The following is a 17,758-nucleotide window of genomic DNA, read 5'->3' as shown; positions in this document are numbered from 1 at the left end:
ACCGCTTCCCGATCACCGCGGAGGAACGATGGCCCGCATCAACGACCACTACCGCAAGCTCAAGGCCGGCTACCTGTTCCCGGAGATCGGCCGCCGCGTGCGCGCCTTCCAGGCCGCGCACCCCGATGCCGCGATCATCCGGCTCGGCATCGGCGACGTCACGCTGCCGCTCGTGCCCGCGGTCGTCGAGGCGCTCCACGCGGCCGTCGACGACATGGGCCGCGCCGAGACGTTCCAGGGCTATCCGCCCGAGAACGGCTACGACTTCCTGATCGACGCGATCCTCGAGCACGACTTCCGCGCGCGCGGCGTCGAGCTCGCGCGCGACGAGGTGTTCGTCTCCGACGGCAGCAAGCAGGACACGGCGAACATCCAGGAGATCTTCGGCAGCGACTGCTCGTTCGTCGTGACCGACCCGGTCTATCCCGTCTACGTCGACACGAACGTGATGGCGGGCCGCACGGGCGAGGCCGACGCCGGCGGGCGCTACGCGGGCGTCACCTACCTGCGCGCGGACGCCGACAACGGCTTCGTCCCCGCGCCGCCCTCGTCCGCGCACGACATCGCCTACCTGTGCTCGCCCAACAACCCGACCGGCGCCGTGATGACGCGCGAGGCGCTCGCCGACTGGATCGCGTGGGCGCGCGACTGCGACGCGGTGATCCTGTTCGACGCCGCCTACGACGCGTTCATCCAGGACGACGCGCTCCCGCACTCGATCTACGAGATCCCGGGCGCGAAGGAGTGCGCGATCGAGATGCGGAGCTTCTCGAAGCGCGCGGGGTTCACGGGCGTGCGCTGCGCCTACACCGTCGTGCCGCGGGCCCTCACCGGCGTGGCCGCGAACGGCGAGCGCGTCGCGCTGCGCGACCTGTGGGCGCGGCGCGTGGCGACCAAGTTCAACGGCGTGCCCTACATCGTGCAGCGCGCGGCGGCGGCCGTGTTCTCGGACGCCGGCCGCAAGCAGACGGCCGAGCAGGTCGCCCACTACATGGAGAACGCGCGGCGCATCCGCGAGGGGCTCGCGGCCGCGGGCATCGAGGCGCACGCGGGCGAGCACGCGCCCTACATCTGGCTGCGCACGCCCGGCGGCGCGACGAGCTGGGAGTTCTTCGACCAGCTGCTCGAGCGCGCCCACGTCGTCGGCACGCCGGGCTCGGGCTTCGGCGCCGCCGGCGAGGGCTTCTTCCGCATCAGCGCCTTCAACTCGCGCGAGAACGTCGAAGAGGCGATCGCCCGCATCCAGCGCGCCTTCGGACGCTAGGCGCCTCCCGCCCGCCTAACGGGCGAGCGCGAGCGCGACGAGCCAGGTGTGGTTGGCGGCGTCGCGCCCGGGCCGCGAGACGTACTGGAGCTGGTAGCCCGTCTCGAGCCGCAGGCCGCCGCCGACGTCGAGGCGAAGGCCCGCGTAGGGGCGCGCCTCGTCGAAGCCCGCGCGCGCGTGCGGGCGCCGGTCGTCGAGCGCGACGAAGAGCTCGTTCGCGAGCTCGACGGAGAAGGGCCCGCCGCCGAGCCCGCGCACGAGGCCGAGCCGCCAGCGCAGGCGCAGCGCCGCACCGTCCGCGTGCGGCGCGAAGCGCTGCTCGAGCCGCAGGCGGTGCGCGACGTCGAAGCCCGCGAGCGGGTGGGCGAGCGCCACCTGCTCGAACACCCGGTGCTCGACCGCGTCGCGCGGCCACTCGACGACGTGCGCGTCGTAGCCGAGCGCGAGCGAGAGCGGCCCGAAGGTCGCTTCGAGCGCCGGCGAGACGAGCACGCGCTCGAGCCGCGCGAGATCGTCCGCGAGCCGGACCTGCACGAGCAGCAGGGCGGCCGCCCGCGGCCCGAGCCCGAGGCGTCCCGTCGCCTGCGCCCAGAGCCGCGCGTCGTGCTCCGCCGGGTCGGCGCGCGCGAGGCGCGGCGCGGCGATCGTCGCAGCGGCGAGGCACGCCGCGAGCGCGGCGGCGAGGCGCGCGGCGGAGGCGCCGCGCGGGTGCGGACGTCGCAAGGGCGCCATCGCGTCGCTAGTCGAGCGTCTGCATGCGCGCGCCGGCGAGCTCCTTCATCACCGGCGCGAGCAGGAACTCGTGACGCTGGCAGCGGCGCACGAAGTAGCGGACGAGCGCCGCGTCGAGCTCGCCCTCGTTGCGACCGACGAGCACCTCGAGCGCCTCGTCGCGCTCGCGCCAGCCGCGCGGGCGCGCGCCGAGCAGCTCGCGCGCCTCGTCGAGGTCGTCCTCGAGCAGCGCCGCGCCGTAGCGGTCCGCGCGGCGCAGGTACTCGGCGGTGCGCGCGACGGCCTCGCGCTGGTAGGCCGCGAACTCGTCGGCCGCCGGCAGCTTCCCGATGCGATCGACGAGGACGTCGAAGGCCTTCGCGCACTCGCTGTCGGCCTCGTCCGGGAGCGCGGCCGGCGGCACGTCGACGTCCGTCGCGTGCGCCACGAGCTGCATCGGACAGCGCGAGTAGACGAGGTACCACGCGAGGTACTGCACGAAGTCCGTCATGGGCGTCGGCGCCGCGACCTGCACGGAGGTCGACAGCGGCGTCACCATGCCGAAGCGGATCGCGTGGTAGAGCACGACGCGGCGATCGACGCGCTCGCCGCTCGCCGCCTCGTACGCGCGGATCGCGTCGCCGATGTCGCCCATCGGCTCCGAGAGGTCGCGCGACAGGAGCCCGCCGAGGTCGGCCGCCGGGTCGCCGATGTAGGACAGCTCGAGGTCGATCACCGCCGTCACGCGGCCCTCGTCGAACAGGAACTGCCCCGAGTCCCCGCACAGGAGCGACGCGCGCTCGCGTCCCTGCGGCACGTTGCGCTCGAGCCAGTCGATCGCGAACTCGATCAGCGGCTCGGGCCGCGCCTTCGTCTTGCGGAACGCGCGCACCCAGTGCGCGAAGTCGCCGAGCGCGAGGTCGGCCGCCGAGGCCGGCCGCGCGAAGCCCGCCGCGACGAAGTCGTCGAGGGGCAGCGCGTGGATGCGCGCGAGGATCTGCATGTAGTGCTCGAGCACGGCCTTGCGCTCGGCCTCGTCGCGCGCCGTCGCGAGGCTGATGCGGCCCGGCGCCTTCGCCATCAGGAAGCCTTCCGGGTCGTCGCAGAAGCCGTACACGTGCGGCACCGGGATGCCGTGGCGCTCGAGGATCTCCATGCAGCGGAACTCGTGCGCGAGCGCGTACACGCCGTGGTCCGTCTCCCCGCGCGCGCCGCGGAAGTAGACGGGCACGACCTCGCCGTCGCGCTCGACGTCGAGGAACCAGGCCGGGCGCCAGCGCGCCTGGCGCTCCGCGGCCACGATGCGCCCGCCGACCTTCGCCTCGACGAAGTCGAACGCGCGCTGCCACTCGGGCGAGAGCGTCGATCGATCGAATGCCATGGCGCGCAGTCTGCGCGGCGGCCGCGGCGAACGCAACGCAGACGCGCGCCGGTGCGCGACTCCGTCCGCGTCGACGCCCGATGCGCCGCCGGCCGCGCGACGGCGCGTGGTAGCGTGCGGTCGCCATGTCGCTCGACGACACCCTCGTCTACCGCGGCCCCGCCGAGCGCGACGAAGCGCTGCTCGCGCGGCTCCCGGGCGCGCTGCGCGCGATCGTCGGGCGCCACAACGGCTGCGTCTGGCTCGACGGCGCGCTGCACGTGCGCGGCGCCTGCGACGCGCCGCGCTGGCACTCGTTGCGCGTCGCGTGGGAGGCGCCCGACGGCGTCGTCGCGACGACGCCCGCGCTCGAGCCCACCGACATCCCGTTCGCGCGCACGACGTTCGGCGACGAGCTCGCGCTGCGCGGGCGCGACGTCGTGCGCGTGCGCGCCGAGACGGGGGCGCTCGAGCCGCTCGGCACGAGCGTCGGCCGCTTCGTCGCGGGCCTCGAGCGCGACCCGCTGCGCTTCCTCGACCTCGACCCCGACGCGCGCGCGCCGGCCGCCGATGGCGCCGCGCTGCTCGCGGCGTGGTTCGAGGGGAGCGAGCGCGACGCCGCGCGCATCGCGGCGCTCGTCCCGCGCTGGTTCGGCGGCGGCGCGGACTTCGATGCGCTCCTCGGCGAGCAGTTCGGCGGATGGCTCGAGCGCGCCGAGGCGGGCGACGCCGCGCTCGACGCGTGGTGCGCGACGCCGCGCGGCGCGCTCGCGGCGGTGCTCGTGCACGACCAGCTCCCGCGCAACCTGCGGCGCGGCGACCCGCGCGCCTTCGCGCTCGACGCCGCGGCGCGACGCATTGCGGCGCGCGCGATCGAGCGCGGCTTCGACCTCTGCCTGCGCGCCGTCGAGGCCGCGTTCCTCTACCTGCCCTTCGAGCACGCCGAGGACCGCGCCGAGCAGGCGCGCAGCGTCGCGCTCTTCGAGGCGCTGCGGCAGCGCGCGCCGCGCGCCGCCGCGGCGGCGTTCGACACGTTCGAGGACTATGCGCGCCGCCACCGCGACGTCGTCGAGCGCTTCGGCCGCTTTCCGCACCGCAACGCGACGCTCGGCCGCGCGCCGACGGCCGAGGAAGAGGCGTTCCTCGCGGCGGGCGGCGACGCGTTCTGACGCGAACGCGCGGCCGGACGCCGCGCACGGAGGTGTCGATGACCGGAGTGCGCGTGTTCCTGGGGCTCTCGGTGCTCGTCTGGCTGCCCTACGGCCTCTACCTCGCGGCGAGCCCCGATGCGCTCGCCGGCATCGCGGGGGTCGCGGCGACGACCGCGACCGGGACGACCGAGCTGCGCGCGATGTACGGCGGCGCGCAGGCGGCGATCGGCGCGATCGCGCTGCTCGGGCTCGTGCGCGCCGCGCACGCGCGCGCCGCGCTCGTCACGCTCGGCTGCCTGACGGCCGGGCTCGGCAGCGTGCGGCTCGCGGGCGCGGTGGTCGACGGCAGCTTCGGCGCCTACACGAACGGCGCGCTCGTCCTCGAGCTCGGCTCGGTCGCGCTCGTCGCGGCCCTCCTGCGCCGCGGATCGACCGCGGGCGCCTAACATCCAGGACGGCCCGCGGGCGCGGCCGCACGGCCGGAGGCGCGCGGTGGCCGCAGCGGCCGCGCCGGAGCCCGCGCTACGCTCCGCGCCGCCCGCGGCGCGGCCGCGCGCTTCGCACGAGACCCCGAGCCACCCGTGACCCCCCGCTCCGCCACCCGCCCTCCGACCGCGACGCGCGCGCTCGCCCTCGTGCGCGCGCTCGTCCTCGCACACCTCGTCGCGCTCGCGCTCGCGGTGCTCGGCCCGCGGCCCGGCGCGGCGGCGCCGCCCGAGCTCTTCGAGCCCACCGACTCGCTCGTCGGCTGGCCGCGCGACCCCGTCTACGTCTTCTATCCGCGCGCGTCCTGCCGCGGGAGCGAGATCGAGCTCGAGGTCTGGCACCGCCCCGAGCGGAAGTGGGTCGCGCATCCCGCGCACGCGCGCGTCCCCGTCGAGACGTGCCAGCTCGAGGACGCGGGCGTGCTGTGGAACGAGCTGCGCTGGCGCTGCGTCGAGCCGCCGGACGCGCACGTCCCGGCGCCCTCGTGGGTGCGCGGCATCGACGTCTTCGACCCCGACGTGATGGAGCGCTGCGCCGTCTCGCGCGACGGCGACGGCTTCGGCGCGATGACGATCGACGTGGCGTCGCCCTCGTCGCAGATGCCGCTGCGCGCGGCCGAGCCGGTCGCGACGGTCGAGGGGAGCGTGCGGCTCGGCGGCCTCCAGGGCGCCGACTACGACGTCGTGATCGCGATCGACACGTCGGCCGACGTCGGCGCGCGCGGTCTGCTCGCCGCGCAGGTCGAGGCGGCGCGCGCCTTCGTCGAGCGCGCGCGCCCGCGGCTCGGCGAGACGCGCATCGGCGTCGTCAGCCATCCGAACGTGCGGCCGCGGCGCGGCGAGCACACGGGCGCGCGCACCGAGATCGCGCTCACCGACGACGCCGCCGCGCTCGACCGCGCGCTCGTCGCGCTCGGCGCGCGCGGCGCGGCGGGCGCCCCCACGTTCGCGAGCGGGCTCGCCTTCGCGCTCGACGCCCTGCAGTTCACGGGCGGCGATGCCGCCGGGGCGCGCCCGCACGCGCGCAAGCTGCTCGTGATGCTCGCCGACGGCACGCGCGCCCTGCCCTTCGGCCCCGACGCGCAGCAGCCGGCGAACGCGCGCGCGCAGGTGCTCGGCCTCGCGCGCCGCGCGCACGAGCACGGTGTCGCGCTGCACCTCTACGCGCTCGGCGGCGCGTCGTCGGAGCCCTCGACGCTCGTCGCCGAGATGCTCCGCGACAACCGCGGGCGCTTCACGCAGGTGCTGCGCCCCGACGAGGCGCGCGACTACCTGCGCGACATCCGCATGCCCTACGTCACCTCGATCTCGGTGCGCAACGAGACGCTCGGCGCCGACGCGGACGGGCTCGCGTACGGGACGGGCGGGCGCTTCCGCGGCACCGTGCCCGTCGCGTTCGGGCACAACCGCCTGCACATCGAGGCGCGCAGCTCGGACGACGAACACGCCGCGGTCGACCACGAGTTCGAGTTCGACGGCTCGCTCGTGAAGGAGCGGCTGCGCGAGGCCGAGCGCCAGCGCCTCGAGCGCATGAAGCGACGGCGCGAGGTCACGATCGAGCCCGAGGACGGCGGCGGCGAGTGACGCGCGCGCCTTGTGCCGCGCGCGGGGACGTGGGAGCATGCGGCGCCGCCCGGCGCGGCGCGGCCGCAGCGAACGCGGCCCGCGGAGGGAAGACGCGATGACGACGAAGCCGCTCTCGATCCCCGGGACGTGCGCCCGCGCGCTCGCGCTGCTCGGCGCGGCCGTGCTCGCCCATCCCGCCGCCGCGCACCCCGGCCACGGCGACCCGTCGCACGCCGGAACGCCCGCCCACTGGCTCGGCGAGCCCGTCCACGCGGTCGCGCTCGCGGCCGCCGTGCTCGCGGCCGTCGGCCTGCTCGAGTGGCGCCGCGCGCGACGGACGGCGCGCTCGCGCTAGGCGCGTCCGCTACGCGTCGATCCGCCGGTACTTGAGGCGGTGCGGCTGGTCGGCGTCGGCGCCGAGCCGGCGGCGGCGGTCCTTCTCGTAGTCCTGGTAGTTGCCCTCGAACCACTCGACGTGGCTGTCGCCCTCGAAGGCGAGGATGTGCGTCGCGATGCGGTCGAGGAACCAGCGGTCGTGCGACGTGATCACGACGCAGCCGGGGAACTCGACGAGCGCGTCCTCGAGCGCGCGCAGCGTGTCGACGTCGAGGTCGTTCGTGGGCTCGTCGAGCAGGAGCACGTTGCCGCCGCTCTTGAGCAGCGTCGCGAGGTGGACGCGGTTGCGCTCGCCGCCCGAGAGCGCGCCGACGAGCTTCTGCTGGTCGGGGCCCCGGAAGTTGAACGACGCGACGTAGGCGCGCGACGGCACCTCGCGCCGACCGACCTGCATCACGTCCTCGCCGCCGCTGATCACGTCGTAGACCGTCTTGTCCGCGGCGAGGTGGTCGCGCAGCTGGTCGACGTAGGCGAGCGAGACGGTGTCGCCGAGCTCGATCGCGCCGCCGTCGGGCTCCTCCTGGCCGGCGATCATGCGGAACAGCGTCGACTTGCCCGCGCCGTTCGCGCCGATCACGCCGACGATCGCGCCGGGCGGGATCTCGAACGTGAGGTCGTCGATCAGGAGCCGGTCGCCGTAGCCCTTCCGCAGGTGCTCGACGCGCACGACCTTGTCGCCGAGCCGCGGCGGCGTCGGGATCGCGATCTCGAGCTTGCGGTCGACGTTCGACTGGTTCTGCTCGAGCAGCTTCTCGTAGGCGTTGACGCGCGCCTTGCTCTTGGCCTGGCGCGCGCGCGGGCTCATCTGGATCCACTCGAGCTCGCGCTCGAGCGTCTTGGCGCGCGCGCTCGCCTGCTTCTCCTCCACCTCGAGGCGCTTGCGCTTCTGGTCGAGCCACGAGGAGTAGTTGCCCTTCCACGGGATGCCCTTGCCGCGGTCGAGCTCGAGGATCCAGCCGGCGACGTTGTCGAGGAAATAACGATCGTGCGTGACGGCGATGACCGTGCCCGGGTACTCCTGCAGGAAGCGCTCGAGCCACGCGACCGACTCGGCGTCGAGATGGTTCGTGGGCTCGTCGAGCAGGAGCAGGTCGGGCTTCGAGAGGAGCAGCCGGCAGAGCGCGACGCGGCGCCGCTCGCCGCCCGAGAGCGTGGCCACCGGCGTGTCGCCCGGCGGACAGCGGAGCGCGTCCATCGCCACCTCGAGCGTGCGCTCGAGCTCCCAGCCGCCGGCCGCGTCGATCTGGTCCTGTAGCTTGCCCTGCTCTTCCAGCAGCGCGTTCATCTCGTCGTCCTCGAGCGGCTCGGCGAACTTGTTCGAGACCTCCTCGAAGCGCGCGAGCAGGTCGCGCACGGGCGCGACGCCCTCCATCACGTTGCCGAGCACGTCCTTCGACTCGTCGAGCACGGGCTCCTGCGAGAGCAGACCGATGCGCACGCCGGGCGCGGGCTTCGCCTCGCCCGTGAAGTCCTGGTCGAGCCCGGCCATGATGCGCAGCAGCGAGCTCTTGCCGGCGCCGTTGTGGCCGAGCACGCCGATCTTCGCGCCGGGCAGGAACGCGAGCGTGATGCCGTCGAGGATGACGCGCCCTTCGCCGACGACGCGCCGCAGGTCCTGCATCGTGAAGACGAACTCGTGCGCCACTGCGAAGCCCTCCGTCCGCGCGCCGCCCGCGCGCGGGAGTCGTTCCAGATCTGGGTGCGAAGCGCCGGGAGCATAACCACTGGCCGCGCGCGCGCATCCGAGCCCGGCGGCGCGCAGCGCCGGGCGAAGGCGCCGGCCCGGATCGGGGGATAGACTGCGCGGCCGCTTCGAACCCCCGACCCCACCCGAGGCTGCGGGAGGCCCGACGTGCCGCGCCCGCTCCCGACGCCGATCGCGCGCGCGTGCGCATGCGTCCTCGCGTGCGCGGTGCTCGCCGCCGCCTGCGGCGGCGACGCCCCCGAGCGCGTGCTCGTCGTCGTCAACGTCGAGAGCCCGGTCTCGGTCGCGATCGGCGAGTGGTACGCGCAGCGGCGCGGCATCCCGGCGCGCAACGTCGCGCGCATCGCGGTCGGTGTCGCCGACCCCGCGCTGCGGACCGACGCGCACGAGACGATCGACCGCGAGCGCTGGCGCACGCTCGTGCGCGATCCGATCGCCGCGCACCTCGACCGCAGCGGGCTGCGCGACGCGATCGAGGTGATCGTCACGACGAAGGGCGTGCCGCTCCGCATCGACGCCGAGCGCGTTGCGCTCGACGTGCGGCTGCGCGACTCGCTGCAGGCCTCGGTCGACGCCGAGCTGATGCTGCTCGGCACGACGCTCGACGAGGCGCCGGGCGTCGCGCGCACGCCCAACCCGTACTTCCGCTCGCGCGAGCGCTTCCGCGACTTCCGCGCGCGGCGCGGCGCGGACGCGCTGCCGCGCTACCTCGTCGCGCGCCTCACCGGCCCCATCGCCGCGAGCGACGCACCGGGCGCCGTGCCCGCGAGCGTGCGCGCGCTCGTCGAGGCGGCCGAGGCGCGGCCCGAGCCGGACGCCGCCCGCGCCTGGGTCCTCGACGGCAACGCCCGCCTGCGCGGCGGCATGGGCGTCGCGAACGCGCGGCTGCTCGGCGCGGCGGCCGCCGCGCTCGGCGCGGCGCGCGTGCCCGTGCAGCGCGACGACGGCCCCGACGAGGTGCGCGACGCGCCGGCGATCGCGGCCTACGCCTCGTGGGGCAGCAACGATCCCGACCACCCGCCGCGGCCGTACTACGGCGCGTTCGGCGGGCACGTCCATCCCGGCCGCTTCGCGCCGCGCGCCGTCGCGGTCGACTTCGTCAGCACGGGCGCGCGCACGTTCACGGCCGGCGCGACCTACGGGCAGTCGCTCGCGATGGACCTGCTCGCGCTCGGCGTGGCGGGCGTCGGCGGCCACGTGGCCGAGCCGATGCTCGCCGCCGTCCCGCGCCCGGACGTGCTCTTCGGTCGTTATGCGGAGGGCGTCCCGGCGGTCGAGGCCTACTGGTCGAGCGTGCCCTTCCTCGGGTGGATGCACACGTGGGTGGGCGACCCGATGCTGCGCCTCGAGGCGCCGCCCGCGCGCCCGGGTCGCCCCCGCGATCGCGACGGCGACGGCGTTCCCGACGACCGCGACGTGTGCACCGACGTCCCCGACCCGGACCAGCGCGACAGCGACCGCGACGGCTACGGCAACGCCTGCGACGCCGACGTCGACGGCGACGGCGTCGTCACGACGTCGTGGGGCGCCGTCTTCCCGCTCGACGAGCGCGGCGACGTCGAGTGGATCGCGCTGACCGCGAAGGCCGGCGCATACGACGCGGACCACGACCTCGACGGCGACGGGCGCGTCGACGAGACGGACGTCGCGATCGCGCAGCTCGCCGTCTTCCAGCCGCCCGGGCCGAGCGCGGCGGACGGGCGCGACTAGCGCACGGGCGCGGCGCGGGCGGCATCGGGTACAACTACTGCCGCCGCACCGCCGCGCGGGCGAGGAGGTTCCGTGGCGCCCGAATCCCCCGCGCGCGACGACGCACGAGAGAGCGCATACCGCGATCGCGGCGCGGTCTCCGGCGCGGCGCGCCGCGCGCGGCGCGCCCGTCGCGCCGGCTGGATCGCGCTGTGCGCGATCGCGGCCGTCGCGCCCTACCTGTCGTCGCTCGACGACGCGCTCGTGTGGGACGACCGGTTCGCCATCGGCCCCGGGCTCGACGTCGACGGCGTGCGCGGCCTCGCGCGCCTCTGGGTCCAGCCGTTCGAGCCGCTCTTCGCGACGCGCGGCGACGGCGCCAGCTACTACCGCCCCGTCGTGACGACGACGCTCGCGCTCGACCGCGCGCTCTTCGGCGACGCGACCGCGGGCTTCCACGCGACGAACCTCGCCTGGCACGCCGCGTCCGCGATCGCGCTCTTCGCGCTCGCCCTCGCGCTCCTCGCACCGGGCGCCGCGCGCCGCGACGGCCCGCGCGAGGAGTGGCGCGCCGCGCTGGCGGCCGTGCTGTTCGCGCTCCACCCGGCGCACGCCGAGCCGGTGTGCCTGATCATGGGCCGCAGCGATCCGGTCGCGAGCGTGTTCCTGTTCGCCGCGATCGCGCTCGCGCTGCGCGGCGCCGCGATCGCGCCTGCGGCGCTCGTGCTCGCGGGCGCGTTCGCGAAGGAGGTCGCGCTGCTCGGCGCGCCGGTCGTCGCGCTCGCGGCGTGGCTGCGCACGGACACGGGCATGGGCAGCGACAGCGACAGCGGCAGCGCGCGCGCGAGCGCGCCCCTGCGCGCGTCGCGCGCGCGCGCCGTCGCACTCGTCGTCGTCGCCGCCGCCATCGCGGTGGCGATCCGGCTCTCGATCCCCGGCCTCGCGCTCGGCCGCGAGAGCGTCCCGCTGCCCGAGGGCGCGCTCGCGCGATTCGGCGTCGGTCTCGGCGTCGTCGCGGACTACGCGCTCTCGGTCGTCGCGCCGGTGAACCTCTCCGCGCTCCGGCAGGTGCCGGCGCTCTCGCCGCTGCGCGCCGCGGCGGGCGCGCTCGTCGTCGCGCTGCTCGCGCTCGCGTTCGCGCGCGGGCTCGCGCGCCGCCGCGCGGCCGCGCTCCCCCCCGCGCTCTTCGCCGCGACGCTGCTGCCGCTCTGCTGGCCACCCGCGCTCGCCGGCATCGCGATGGCGGACCGCTTCCTCTACGTGCCGACCGCGGCGTTCGCGCTCGCCGTCGCCGCGCTGCCGCGCCGCGCGGCGATCGCGCTCGGCGTCGCGTTCGCGGCGGCGTTCTCGGCGCTCCTGCCCGCGCGCGTCGCGATCTGGGACGATCAGGTCGCGCTGTTCGAGAGCGTGCTGCGCGACTCGGGCGAGTCGTCCTTCGTGCACTCCATCCTCTCGCGCGAGCACCGGCGGCGCGGCGACGCGGAGCGCACGCTCGCGCACGCCCTGCGCGCGCACGAGCTCGAGCCCGGCGAGCCGCTCGCGCTCGAGTCGCTCGTGCAGCTCGAGGTCGAGCTCGGGCGCGCGCAGGACGCGCGTGCGCACGCGAACGCGGCCATCGAGCGCGCGCCCGACGACGCGCTCGGGTGGTACCTGCTCGGGCTCGCCGAGCTCGGCGCGGGCGACGCCGCGGCGGCCGCGCGCACACTCGAGCGCGCGATCGCGATCGCGCCCTCGCACTCGGCGCCGCACGCCGCCCTCGCGCTCGCACGGCACGCGCAGGGCGACGCGGCCGGAGCGCTCGCCGCGATGCGCGAGGCCGCGCGGCTCGACCCCGGAAACGCGCCGCTCGCAGCGCGCCTGCGCGCGCTCGAGCAGGCATCGGAATCGGAAGACCGCGCCGGCGCTCGCGCTGCGGAGGGGACGCGCGCGCCCGGCCCGGGAGCGGGCGGTGCGGCGACCGACGCCGATCAGGCCGGGCCGGCGCCGAGCGACGAGGGCTCGCCCGCGCCGAGCGGCGCGAGCCCGTCCGCGCCGAGCGGCGCACCGTCCTCGTAGACGATCCACGCGCTGCGCTGCGGCGCGATGCGCGGCCCCGGCGTGAGGATGCCGACGAGGTTGAGCGGGTCGGCCGCCGCGATGCGCACGCGCTCGCCCGTGCGCGGCATGCGCCGCGTGCGCCGCAGCGCCTCGACCGCGCCCGGGAGCGCGTACTGCTCGCCCACGAAGCCGGTGACGAAGCGACCGCCGCGGATCGTCCCGCGCGCCTCCATCCGCCGCAGCGCCCACAGCACGTCGCGCCACGGAACGGCCAGCGTCTCGCGCGCGACGAGGTCGCGGAACACGACGCCCCAGCGCGCGAGCAGCTGCTCGGCGACGGCCTCGGCGAGCTCGTCCGCGTCGAAGCGCGCGGCGACCGCACCGTCGCCGTCGCCGTCGCTCGCGGCGAGCGGCGCGCCGAGCTCGTCCTCGTCGGCGGCTCCCGCGCACGCGCTCTCCGGGAACAGCGACCAGCGGCCTTCCGCGCTCGCCGCACCGCGCGCGCCGCGCCGCAGCCCGCGGCGCGTGCGGCGCTGCACGGCGCGCCGCGCGTGCCGCTCGCGCGAGCCGAGCAGCGACCGCACGGCCTGGAAGCCGTCGGCCGCGACGAGCCCGCGCGCGACGAGATCCCAGAGCGCCTCCTCCACCTCGACGGGCAGGCGGCCCGTGCGCCGCACGAGCTCGCCGTGGAAGAGCGCGCCGTGCGCGCGCAGCGCCTCGAGCACGTCGCGCGCGGCGCCGGGCCCGGGCTCGAGCGGCACGGCGTCGCCGCGGTGCGCGGCGAGCAGCCAGGGGGCGTCGGCGCGCACGACGAGCGCGAGCGGCGTGCGGCGGGACGGCGCGAGCCCGCCGCGCGGCGCGCTCGGCGCGGAGTCGTCGGCCTCGCCCGGCGCGAGCGCGTCGTCCGCGCGCGCCGACGCGCGCGGCGAGAGGCGGCCCCACGCGATCTCGCCCGACAGACAGAGCGCGTCGACGTGCTCGGCGCGGAAGCCATCGACGCGCGCGGGCAGCACGTCGGACTCCCAGCTCCCGGCCGCGAGCTCGCAGCCCTGCAGCTGCTCGATCGCGGCGAGCGTGCCCGCGCGCCCTTCGCGGAGCGTGCCCGGCGCGACGTGCTGCCAGCGCAGCAGGAAGCGCAGGAAGTCGCGCGCGGTGACGGGCTCGATCTCCTTTCGCAGCCGCTCCTGCGTGTAGAGGTGGATGCGCGCGAGCAGCCGCCGCGCACACCACTGCTCCTGTGCGGCGTCGGCGCCGCCCGCGTCGCGCACGTGCGTCTCGAAGCGACCGCGCAGCGCGAAGCCCTCGGCCTCGAGGATCGCGAGCCCCTGCTCGACCGCGACCGCGGGCAGCGCGAGCCGCGCCGCGAGGACACCGAGCGCCGCGGGCCCGGTGAGCTCGAGGTGCCCGCGCACGGCCTCGGCCGCGACGCGCTCGGGCTCGCGCGCCGCGGTGGCGGCGAGCGCCGCGGGCAGCGGCGCGTCGGGCGCGAACGCGACGTCCGGCCAGAGCGCGGCGACGTCGCGCTTGCGCTCCGTCGCCACCCACAGCCCCGCGCCGTCCGGCGACGCGAGCGCGGCGCGCCCGGCCGCGACGAGCTCGTCGAACATGCGTCGCCACGCGAGCTCGGGGCGCAGCGCGACCGTCTGCAGCAGCAGGTCGTGCAGCTCGTCGGCGTCGCGCGGCGCGGGGCGCACCTCGTCGCGCACGCGCGCGATCGCGTCGGGGTCGAGGCGCGCGAGCTCGCGCGCCTCCACGGGCAGGCCGCGGCGCAGCTTCACCGCGCGCGTGCGCCGCTCCTCGAGCGGCGCGTCGTCGAGGAACGTGTACGGGCGCCCGTTCAGGATCTCGTGCGCGAGCGGCGACGGCTCGGTCGTGTCGATGCAGCGCACGGCGACCGCGCCGCTCGCGAGGTCGCCGACGAGCTGCTCGAGCCGTTCGACGTCCATCGCCTCGTGCAGGCAGTCGTCGAGCGTCTGGCGGACGATCGGATGGTCGGGAATCTCGATCGGCCCGCTCGCGTTCTCCTGGCACTGCGCGAGGCCGGGGAAGACCGCGGCCATGATGTCGTCGCTCTCCATGCGCTGGATGGCCGGCGGGTTGCGGCGACCGCCCTTCATCCGCAGCACGGCGAGCGAGCGGTTCAGGTTCCAGCGCCAGCGCGCCGTGAACATCGGCGACGCGAGCACCGCCTGCGCGAGCGCCTCGCGCACGGTGTCGCGGTGCAGGAAGCGCGGCACGTCCTCGAGCGGGAAGCTGTGCTGCGGGCCGAGCGAGAGCACGACGGCGTCGTCGTTCGCGGCCGCCTGGAGCTCGAAGTCGAACGTGCGGCAGAAGCGCTTGCGCAGCGCGAGCCCGAGCCCGCGGTTGGTGCGGCCGCCGAACGGCGCGTGCACGACGAGCTGCATGCCGCCGCTCTCGTCGAAGAAGCGCTCGAGCACGATCTCGCCCTGCGTCGGCAGCGCGCCGAGCGCGCCGTGGGCGGCGGCGAGATAGCGCGCGAGCTGGTCCTGCGCGTCGGGCCCGAGCCCGCACTCGTCGGCCAGCCACGCGCGCGCGGCCGCGAGCTCGCCGCGCGCGAGGAAGGGCGCGAGCGCGGCGCGCAGCTGCGACACCTCGGTCGAGAGCTCCTCGGTGCGCGACGGCGCCTCGCCGAGCCAGAAGGGGATCGTCGGCGGCGCGCCCTGCGCGTCGACGACGCGCACGACGCCGGCCTCGACGCGCCGGATGCGCCACGACGTGCTGCCGAGCAGGAACACGTCGCCCGCCATGCTCTCGATCGCCCAGTCTTCGTCGACCGTGCCGACGAACGTGTCGTCGGGGTCGAGCACGACGCGGTAGTCGGCGCGCTCGGGAATCGCGCCGCCGGACGTGAGCGCCGCGATGCGCGCGCCGCGGCGCGCGCGCACGACGCCGTTCACGAGGTCGCGGTGCAGGTACGCGGCGCGCCGGCCGCGCCCCGTCTGGATGCCCTCGGCGAGCATCGCGACGACCTCGTCGAAGTCGGCGCGCGCGAGGTCGGCGAAGTGCGCGGCACCGCGCACGAGCGCGAAGAGGTCGTCCTCGCGCCAGTCGTCGGCCGCGCAGGCGGCGACGATCTGCTGCGCGAGCACGTCGAGCGGGAGGCGCGCCGGGCGCAGGCGGTCGAGGCGCCCCGCGCGCACCGCGCGCAGCAGGCCCGCGCACTCGACGAGCTCGTCGCGCGTGAGCGGGAACAGGCGCCCCTTCGGCGTCGCGTGGCGCGAGTGACCGGAGCGACCGACCCGCTGCAGGAACGTCGCGATGCTGCGCGGCGAGCCGAGCTGGCAGACGAGCTCGACCGGGCCGACGTCGATGCCGAGCTCGAGCGACGCCGTCGCGACGAGCGCGCGCAGGTCGCCCGCGCGCAGCCGCGCCTCGACGCGGAGCCGCCGCTCCTTCGACAGGCTGCCGTGGTGCGCGGCGACGGCGTCGTCGCCGAGCCGTTCGGCGAGCAGGTGCGCGATGCGCTCGGCCATGCGCCGCGTGTTCACGAACACGAGCGTCGTGCGGTGCCCGGCGACGAGCGCGGCGATGCGGTCGAGCGCGCAGCCGAGCTGTTCGAGCGAGGTCACGGCCTCGAGCTCGTCGTCGGGGAGCTCGAGCGCGAGGTCGAGCGCGCGGCGGTGGCCGGCGTCGACGATCGCGCAGCGCGCCGCGCCGTCGGGCTCGCTGCGGCCTTCGCCCGCGCCCACGAGCAGCCGCGCGACGGTGCCGATCGGGCGCTGCGTCGCCGAGAGCCCGATGCGCACGGGGCGCGCGGGCGCGCACAGCGCGTCGAGCCGCTCGAGCGTGAGCGCGAGGTGCGCGCCGCGCTTGTCGCGCGCGAGCGCGTGGATCTCGTCGACGATCACCGTGCGCACGCCGCGCAGCATCTCGCGCCCGCGCTCGGAGGTGACGAGCAGGTAGAGCGACTCGGGCGTCGTCACGAGCAGGTGCGGCGGCGTGCGCAGCATGGACGCGCGCTCGCTCGCGGTCGTGTCGCCGGTGCGCAGCGCGACGCGCACGTCGGGCACTGCGAGGCCGAGCTCGCGCGCGACGGCGCGGATCTCGGCGAGCGGCGCCTCGAGGTTCTGGTGGATGTCGGCCGCGAGCGCCTTCAGCGGCGAGACGTAGACGACCTCGGTCGGGGGAAGCGGCGCGGCCGGGGGCGCGTCGTCGGCGCGCAGCTCGAAGCGCGCGCCCGCGCCGTCGCGCGCCGCCGCGCGGAAGAGCCGGTCGATGCACACGAGGAAGGCGGAGAGCGTCTTGCCGGTGCCCGTCGGCGCCGCGATCAGCGTGTCGCGGCCCTGCGCGATCGCCGGCCAGCCCCGCTCCTGCGGCTCGGACGGGCCGTCGGGGAAGCGGCGCTCGAACCAGGTGCGCACGGCGGGGTGGAAGCCGGCGAGTGCATCCATGACGGCGGGCGAACGTAGCAGTCGCCGCGAGCTACCCCGCCGCGCGCGCGAGGCGGTAGGCTGGGCGCGCCGCGGCGCGGGGGGCGCCGCGCGGCCGGGTCTCGCGCCGCCGCCGCCGCGCTCGCCCTCCCCGCCCAAGCCACGCCGTCGTCGTTCGCCCCGCGGCCGCCGCGCGCACAGGAGCCGTCGTTGGAGATCACGTTCATCCGCCACGGGCAGCCCGACTGGGAGCCGGACGACCGCGCCGTCGACGAGCCCGTCCTCACGAAGCTCGGCCGCGAGCAGGCCGAGCGCGCCGCGCGCGCGCTCGCGAGCGAGCACGGCGAGGGCGCGCGCGCCTTCGACGTCCTGTACGTGAGCCCGCTCGTGCGCGCGCAGGAGACGGCCGCGCCGATCGCGCGCGCGCTCGGGCTCGAGCCGCGCACGCTGTCGTGGCTGCGCGAGCTCGCGCTCCCCGAGCTCGGCGGCAGCACGCCCGCGCAGGTGCAGGCCTTCTTCCGCGACGGGCGACTGCGCGAGCCCGAGCGTTGGTGGGACGGCTACGCGGGCGGCGAGAGCTTCCGCCACTTCTACGAGCGCGTGACGAGCGGCGTCGACGCGCTGCTCACGGGTGCGCACGCGCTCGGCGTGCACGAGGACGCGGGCCACCGGCTGTGGCGGGTCGAGGACTGGAACGCGCGCGTGCTCGTCGTCGCGCACGAGGGCACGAACGCGGTCGCGGTGTCGCACCTGCTCGGCATCGAGCCGAACCCGTGGGCGCCGCTGCGCTTCACGAGCGCGTGGACGGGCATGACGCGGCTGCACACGTCGGCGCTCGGCGCGGGCGCCGTGTGGTCGCTCGAGTTCTTCAACCGCACCGAGCACCTGGTGCCGCTGCGCGCGCCCGTCGACGGACGCGCGCCGAGGAGCGTGCTGTGACGCGAACGACCTCCGTCCGCGCGGCGGCCGCCGCGCTGCTGGCCGCGGCGGCCGCCGCCTCCGG

At 76.6% G+C, this 17,758-nt stretch carries 12 protein-coding genes; 8 read left to right on the top strand and 4 right to left on the bottom strand.

The features are described from left to right. Positions 1-28 precede the first annotated feature (28 nt). The gene (locus R3E88_05880) at positions 29-1,264 is read left to right on the top strand and encodes an LL-diaminopimelate aminotransferase (protein ID MEZ4215988.1); all 1,236 of its coding nucleotides are present in this window, start codon (positions 29-31) and stop codon (positions 1,262-1,264) included. Positions 1,265-1,279: 15 nt separating this feature from the next. On the opposite strand, the gene R3E88_05875 is transcribed toward R3E88_05880, so the two are convergent. Together R3E88_05875 and R3E88_05870 are read right to left on the bottom strand one after the other, a co-directional pair. Continuing rightward, positions 1,280-1,996, bottom strand: a complete 717-nt coding sequence (locus R3E88_05875; GenBank protein MEZ4215987.1) for a DUF2490 domain-containing protein — start codon at positions 1,994-1,996, stop codon at positions 1,280-1,282. A 7-nt stretch (positions 1,997-2,003) separates the two neighbouring features. Beyond that, positions 2,004-3,356 (bottom strand): phosphotransferase family protein, encoded by a 1,353-nt coding sequence (locus R3E88_05870; GenBank protein ID MEZ4215986.1) that lies wholly within the window; start codon positions 3,354-3,356, stop codon positions 2,004-2,006. Between the two features lie 125 nt (positions 3,357-3,481). Between R3E88_05870 and R3E88_05865 the strand changes: the two genes are divergently transcribed. The 4 genes from R3E88_05865 to R3E88_05850 all read left to right on the top strand — a co-directional run bounded on the left by R3E88_05865 (position 3,482) and on the right by R3E88_05850 (position 6,892). Continuing rightward, positions 3,482-4,504 (top strand): DUF924 family protein, encoded by a 1,023-nt coding sequence (locus R3E88_05865; protein MEZ4215985.1) that lies wholly within the window; start codon positions 3,482-3,484, stop codon positions 4,502-4,504. A gap of 38 nt (positions 4,505-4,542) precedes the next feature. Next, on the top strand, positions 4,543-4,932 hold the full coding sequence (locus R3E88_05860) for a DUF4345 family protein (GenBank protein MEZ4215984.1): 390 nt from the start codon (positions 4,543-4,545) through the stop codon (positions 4,930-4,932). A 135-nt stretch (positions 4,933-5,067) separates the two neighbouring features. Continuing rightward, a complete protein-coding gene (locus tag R3E88_05855; GenBank protein ID MEZ4215983.1) occupies positions 5,068-6,555 on the top strand; it encodes a VWA domain-containing protein in 1,488 nt (495 codons plus the stop codon). Positions 6,556-6,652: 97 nt separating this feature from the next. Next, positions 6,653-6,892 (top strand): hypothetical protein, encoded by a 240-nt coding sequence (locus R3E88_05850; GenBank protein ID MEZ4215982.1) that lies wholly within the window; start codon positions 6,653-6,655, stop codon positions 6,890-6,892. Between the two features lie 9 nt (positions 6,893-6,901). Here the strand turns inward: R3E88_05850 and ettA are convergent, their stop codons facing one another. Further along, positions 6,902-8,578 (bottom strand): energy-dependent translational throttle protein EttA, encoded by a 1,677-nt coding sequence (gene ettA, locus R3E88_05845; GenBank protein ID MEZ4215981.1) that lies wholly within the window; start codon positions 8,576-8,578, stop codon positions 6,902-6,904. A 207-nt stretch (positions 8,579-8,785) separates the two neighbouring features. On the opposite strand from ettA, the gene R3E88_05840 reads away from it, so the two are divergent. Together R3E88_05840 and R3E88_05835 are read left to right on the top strand one after the other, a co-directional pair. Continuing rightward, positions 8,786-10,348, top strand: coding sequence for a TIGR03790 family protein (locus tag R3E88_05840; GenBank protein MEZ4215980.1), 1,563 nt, complete (start codon positions 8,786-8,788; stop codon positions 10,346-10,348). Positions 10,349-10,420: 72 nt separating this feature from the next. Further along, positions 10,421-12,382, top strand: a complete 1,962-nt coding sequence (locus R3E88_05835; GenBank protein ID MEZ4215979.1) for a hypothetical protein — start codon at positions 10,421-10,423, stop codon at positions 12,380-12,382. Here the strand turns inward: R3E88_05835 and R3E88_05830 are convergent. Further along, positions 12,295-16,776 (bottom strand): DEAD/DEAH box helicase, encoded by a 4,482-nt coding sequence (locus R3E88_05830; GenBank protein ID MEZ4215978.1) that lies wholly within the window; start codon positions 16,774-16,776, stop codon positions 12,295-12,297. The genes R3E88_05835 and R3E88_05830 overlap by 88 nt on opposite strands. Before the next feature lie 189 nt (positions 16,777-16,965). On the opposite strand from R3E88_05830, the gene R3E88_05825 reads away from it, so the two are divergent. Further along, positions 16,966-17,694 carry a histidine phosphatase family protein gene (locus R3E88_05825; GenBank protein MEZ4215977.1) on the top strand — a complete coding sequence of 243 codons (729 nt, stop codon included), beginning with the start codon at positions 16,966-16,968 and terminating at the stop codon, positions 17,692-17,694. Positions 17,695-17,758: the final 64 nt, after the last annotated feature.

The organism is Myxococcota bacterium, assembly GCA_041389495.1.
In the GTDB taxonomy this organism is placed as follows: domain Bacteria; phylum Myxococcota_A; class UBA9160; order UBA9160; family UBA4427; genus JAWKRT01.
Note: the sequence above shows the minus strand (reverse complement) of the source record. Positions and strands in the feature narration are given on the sequence as shown.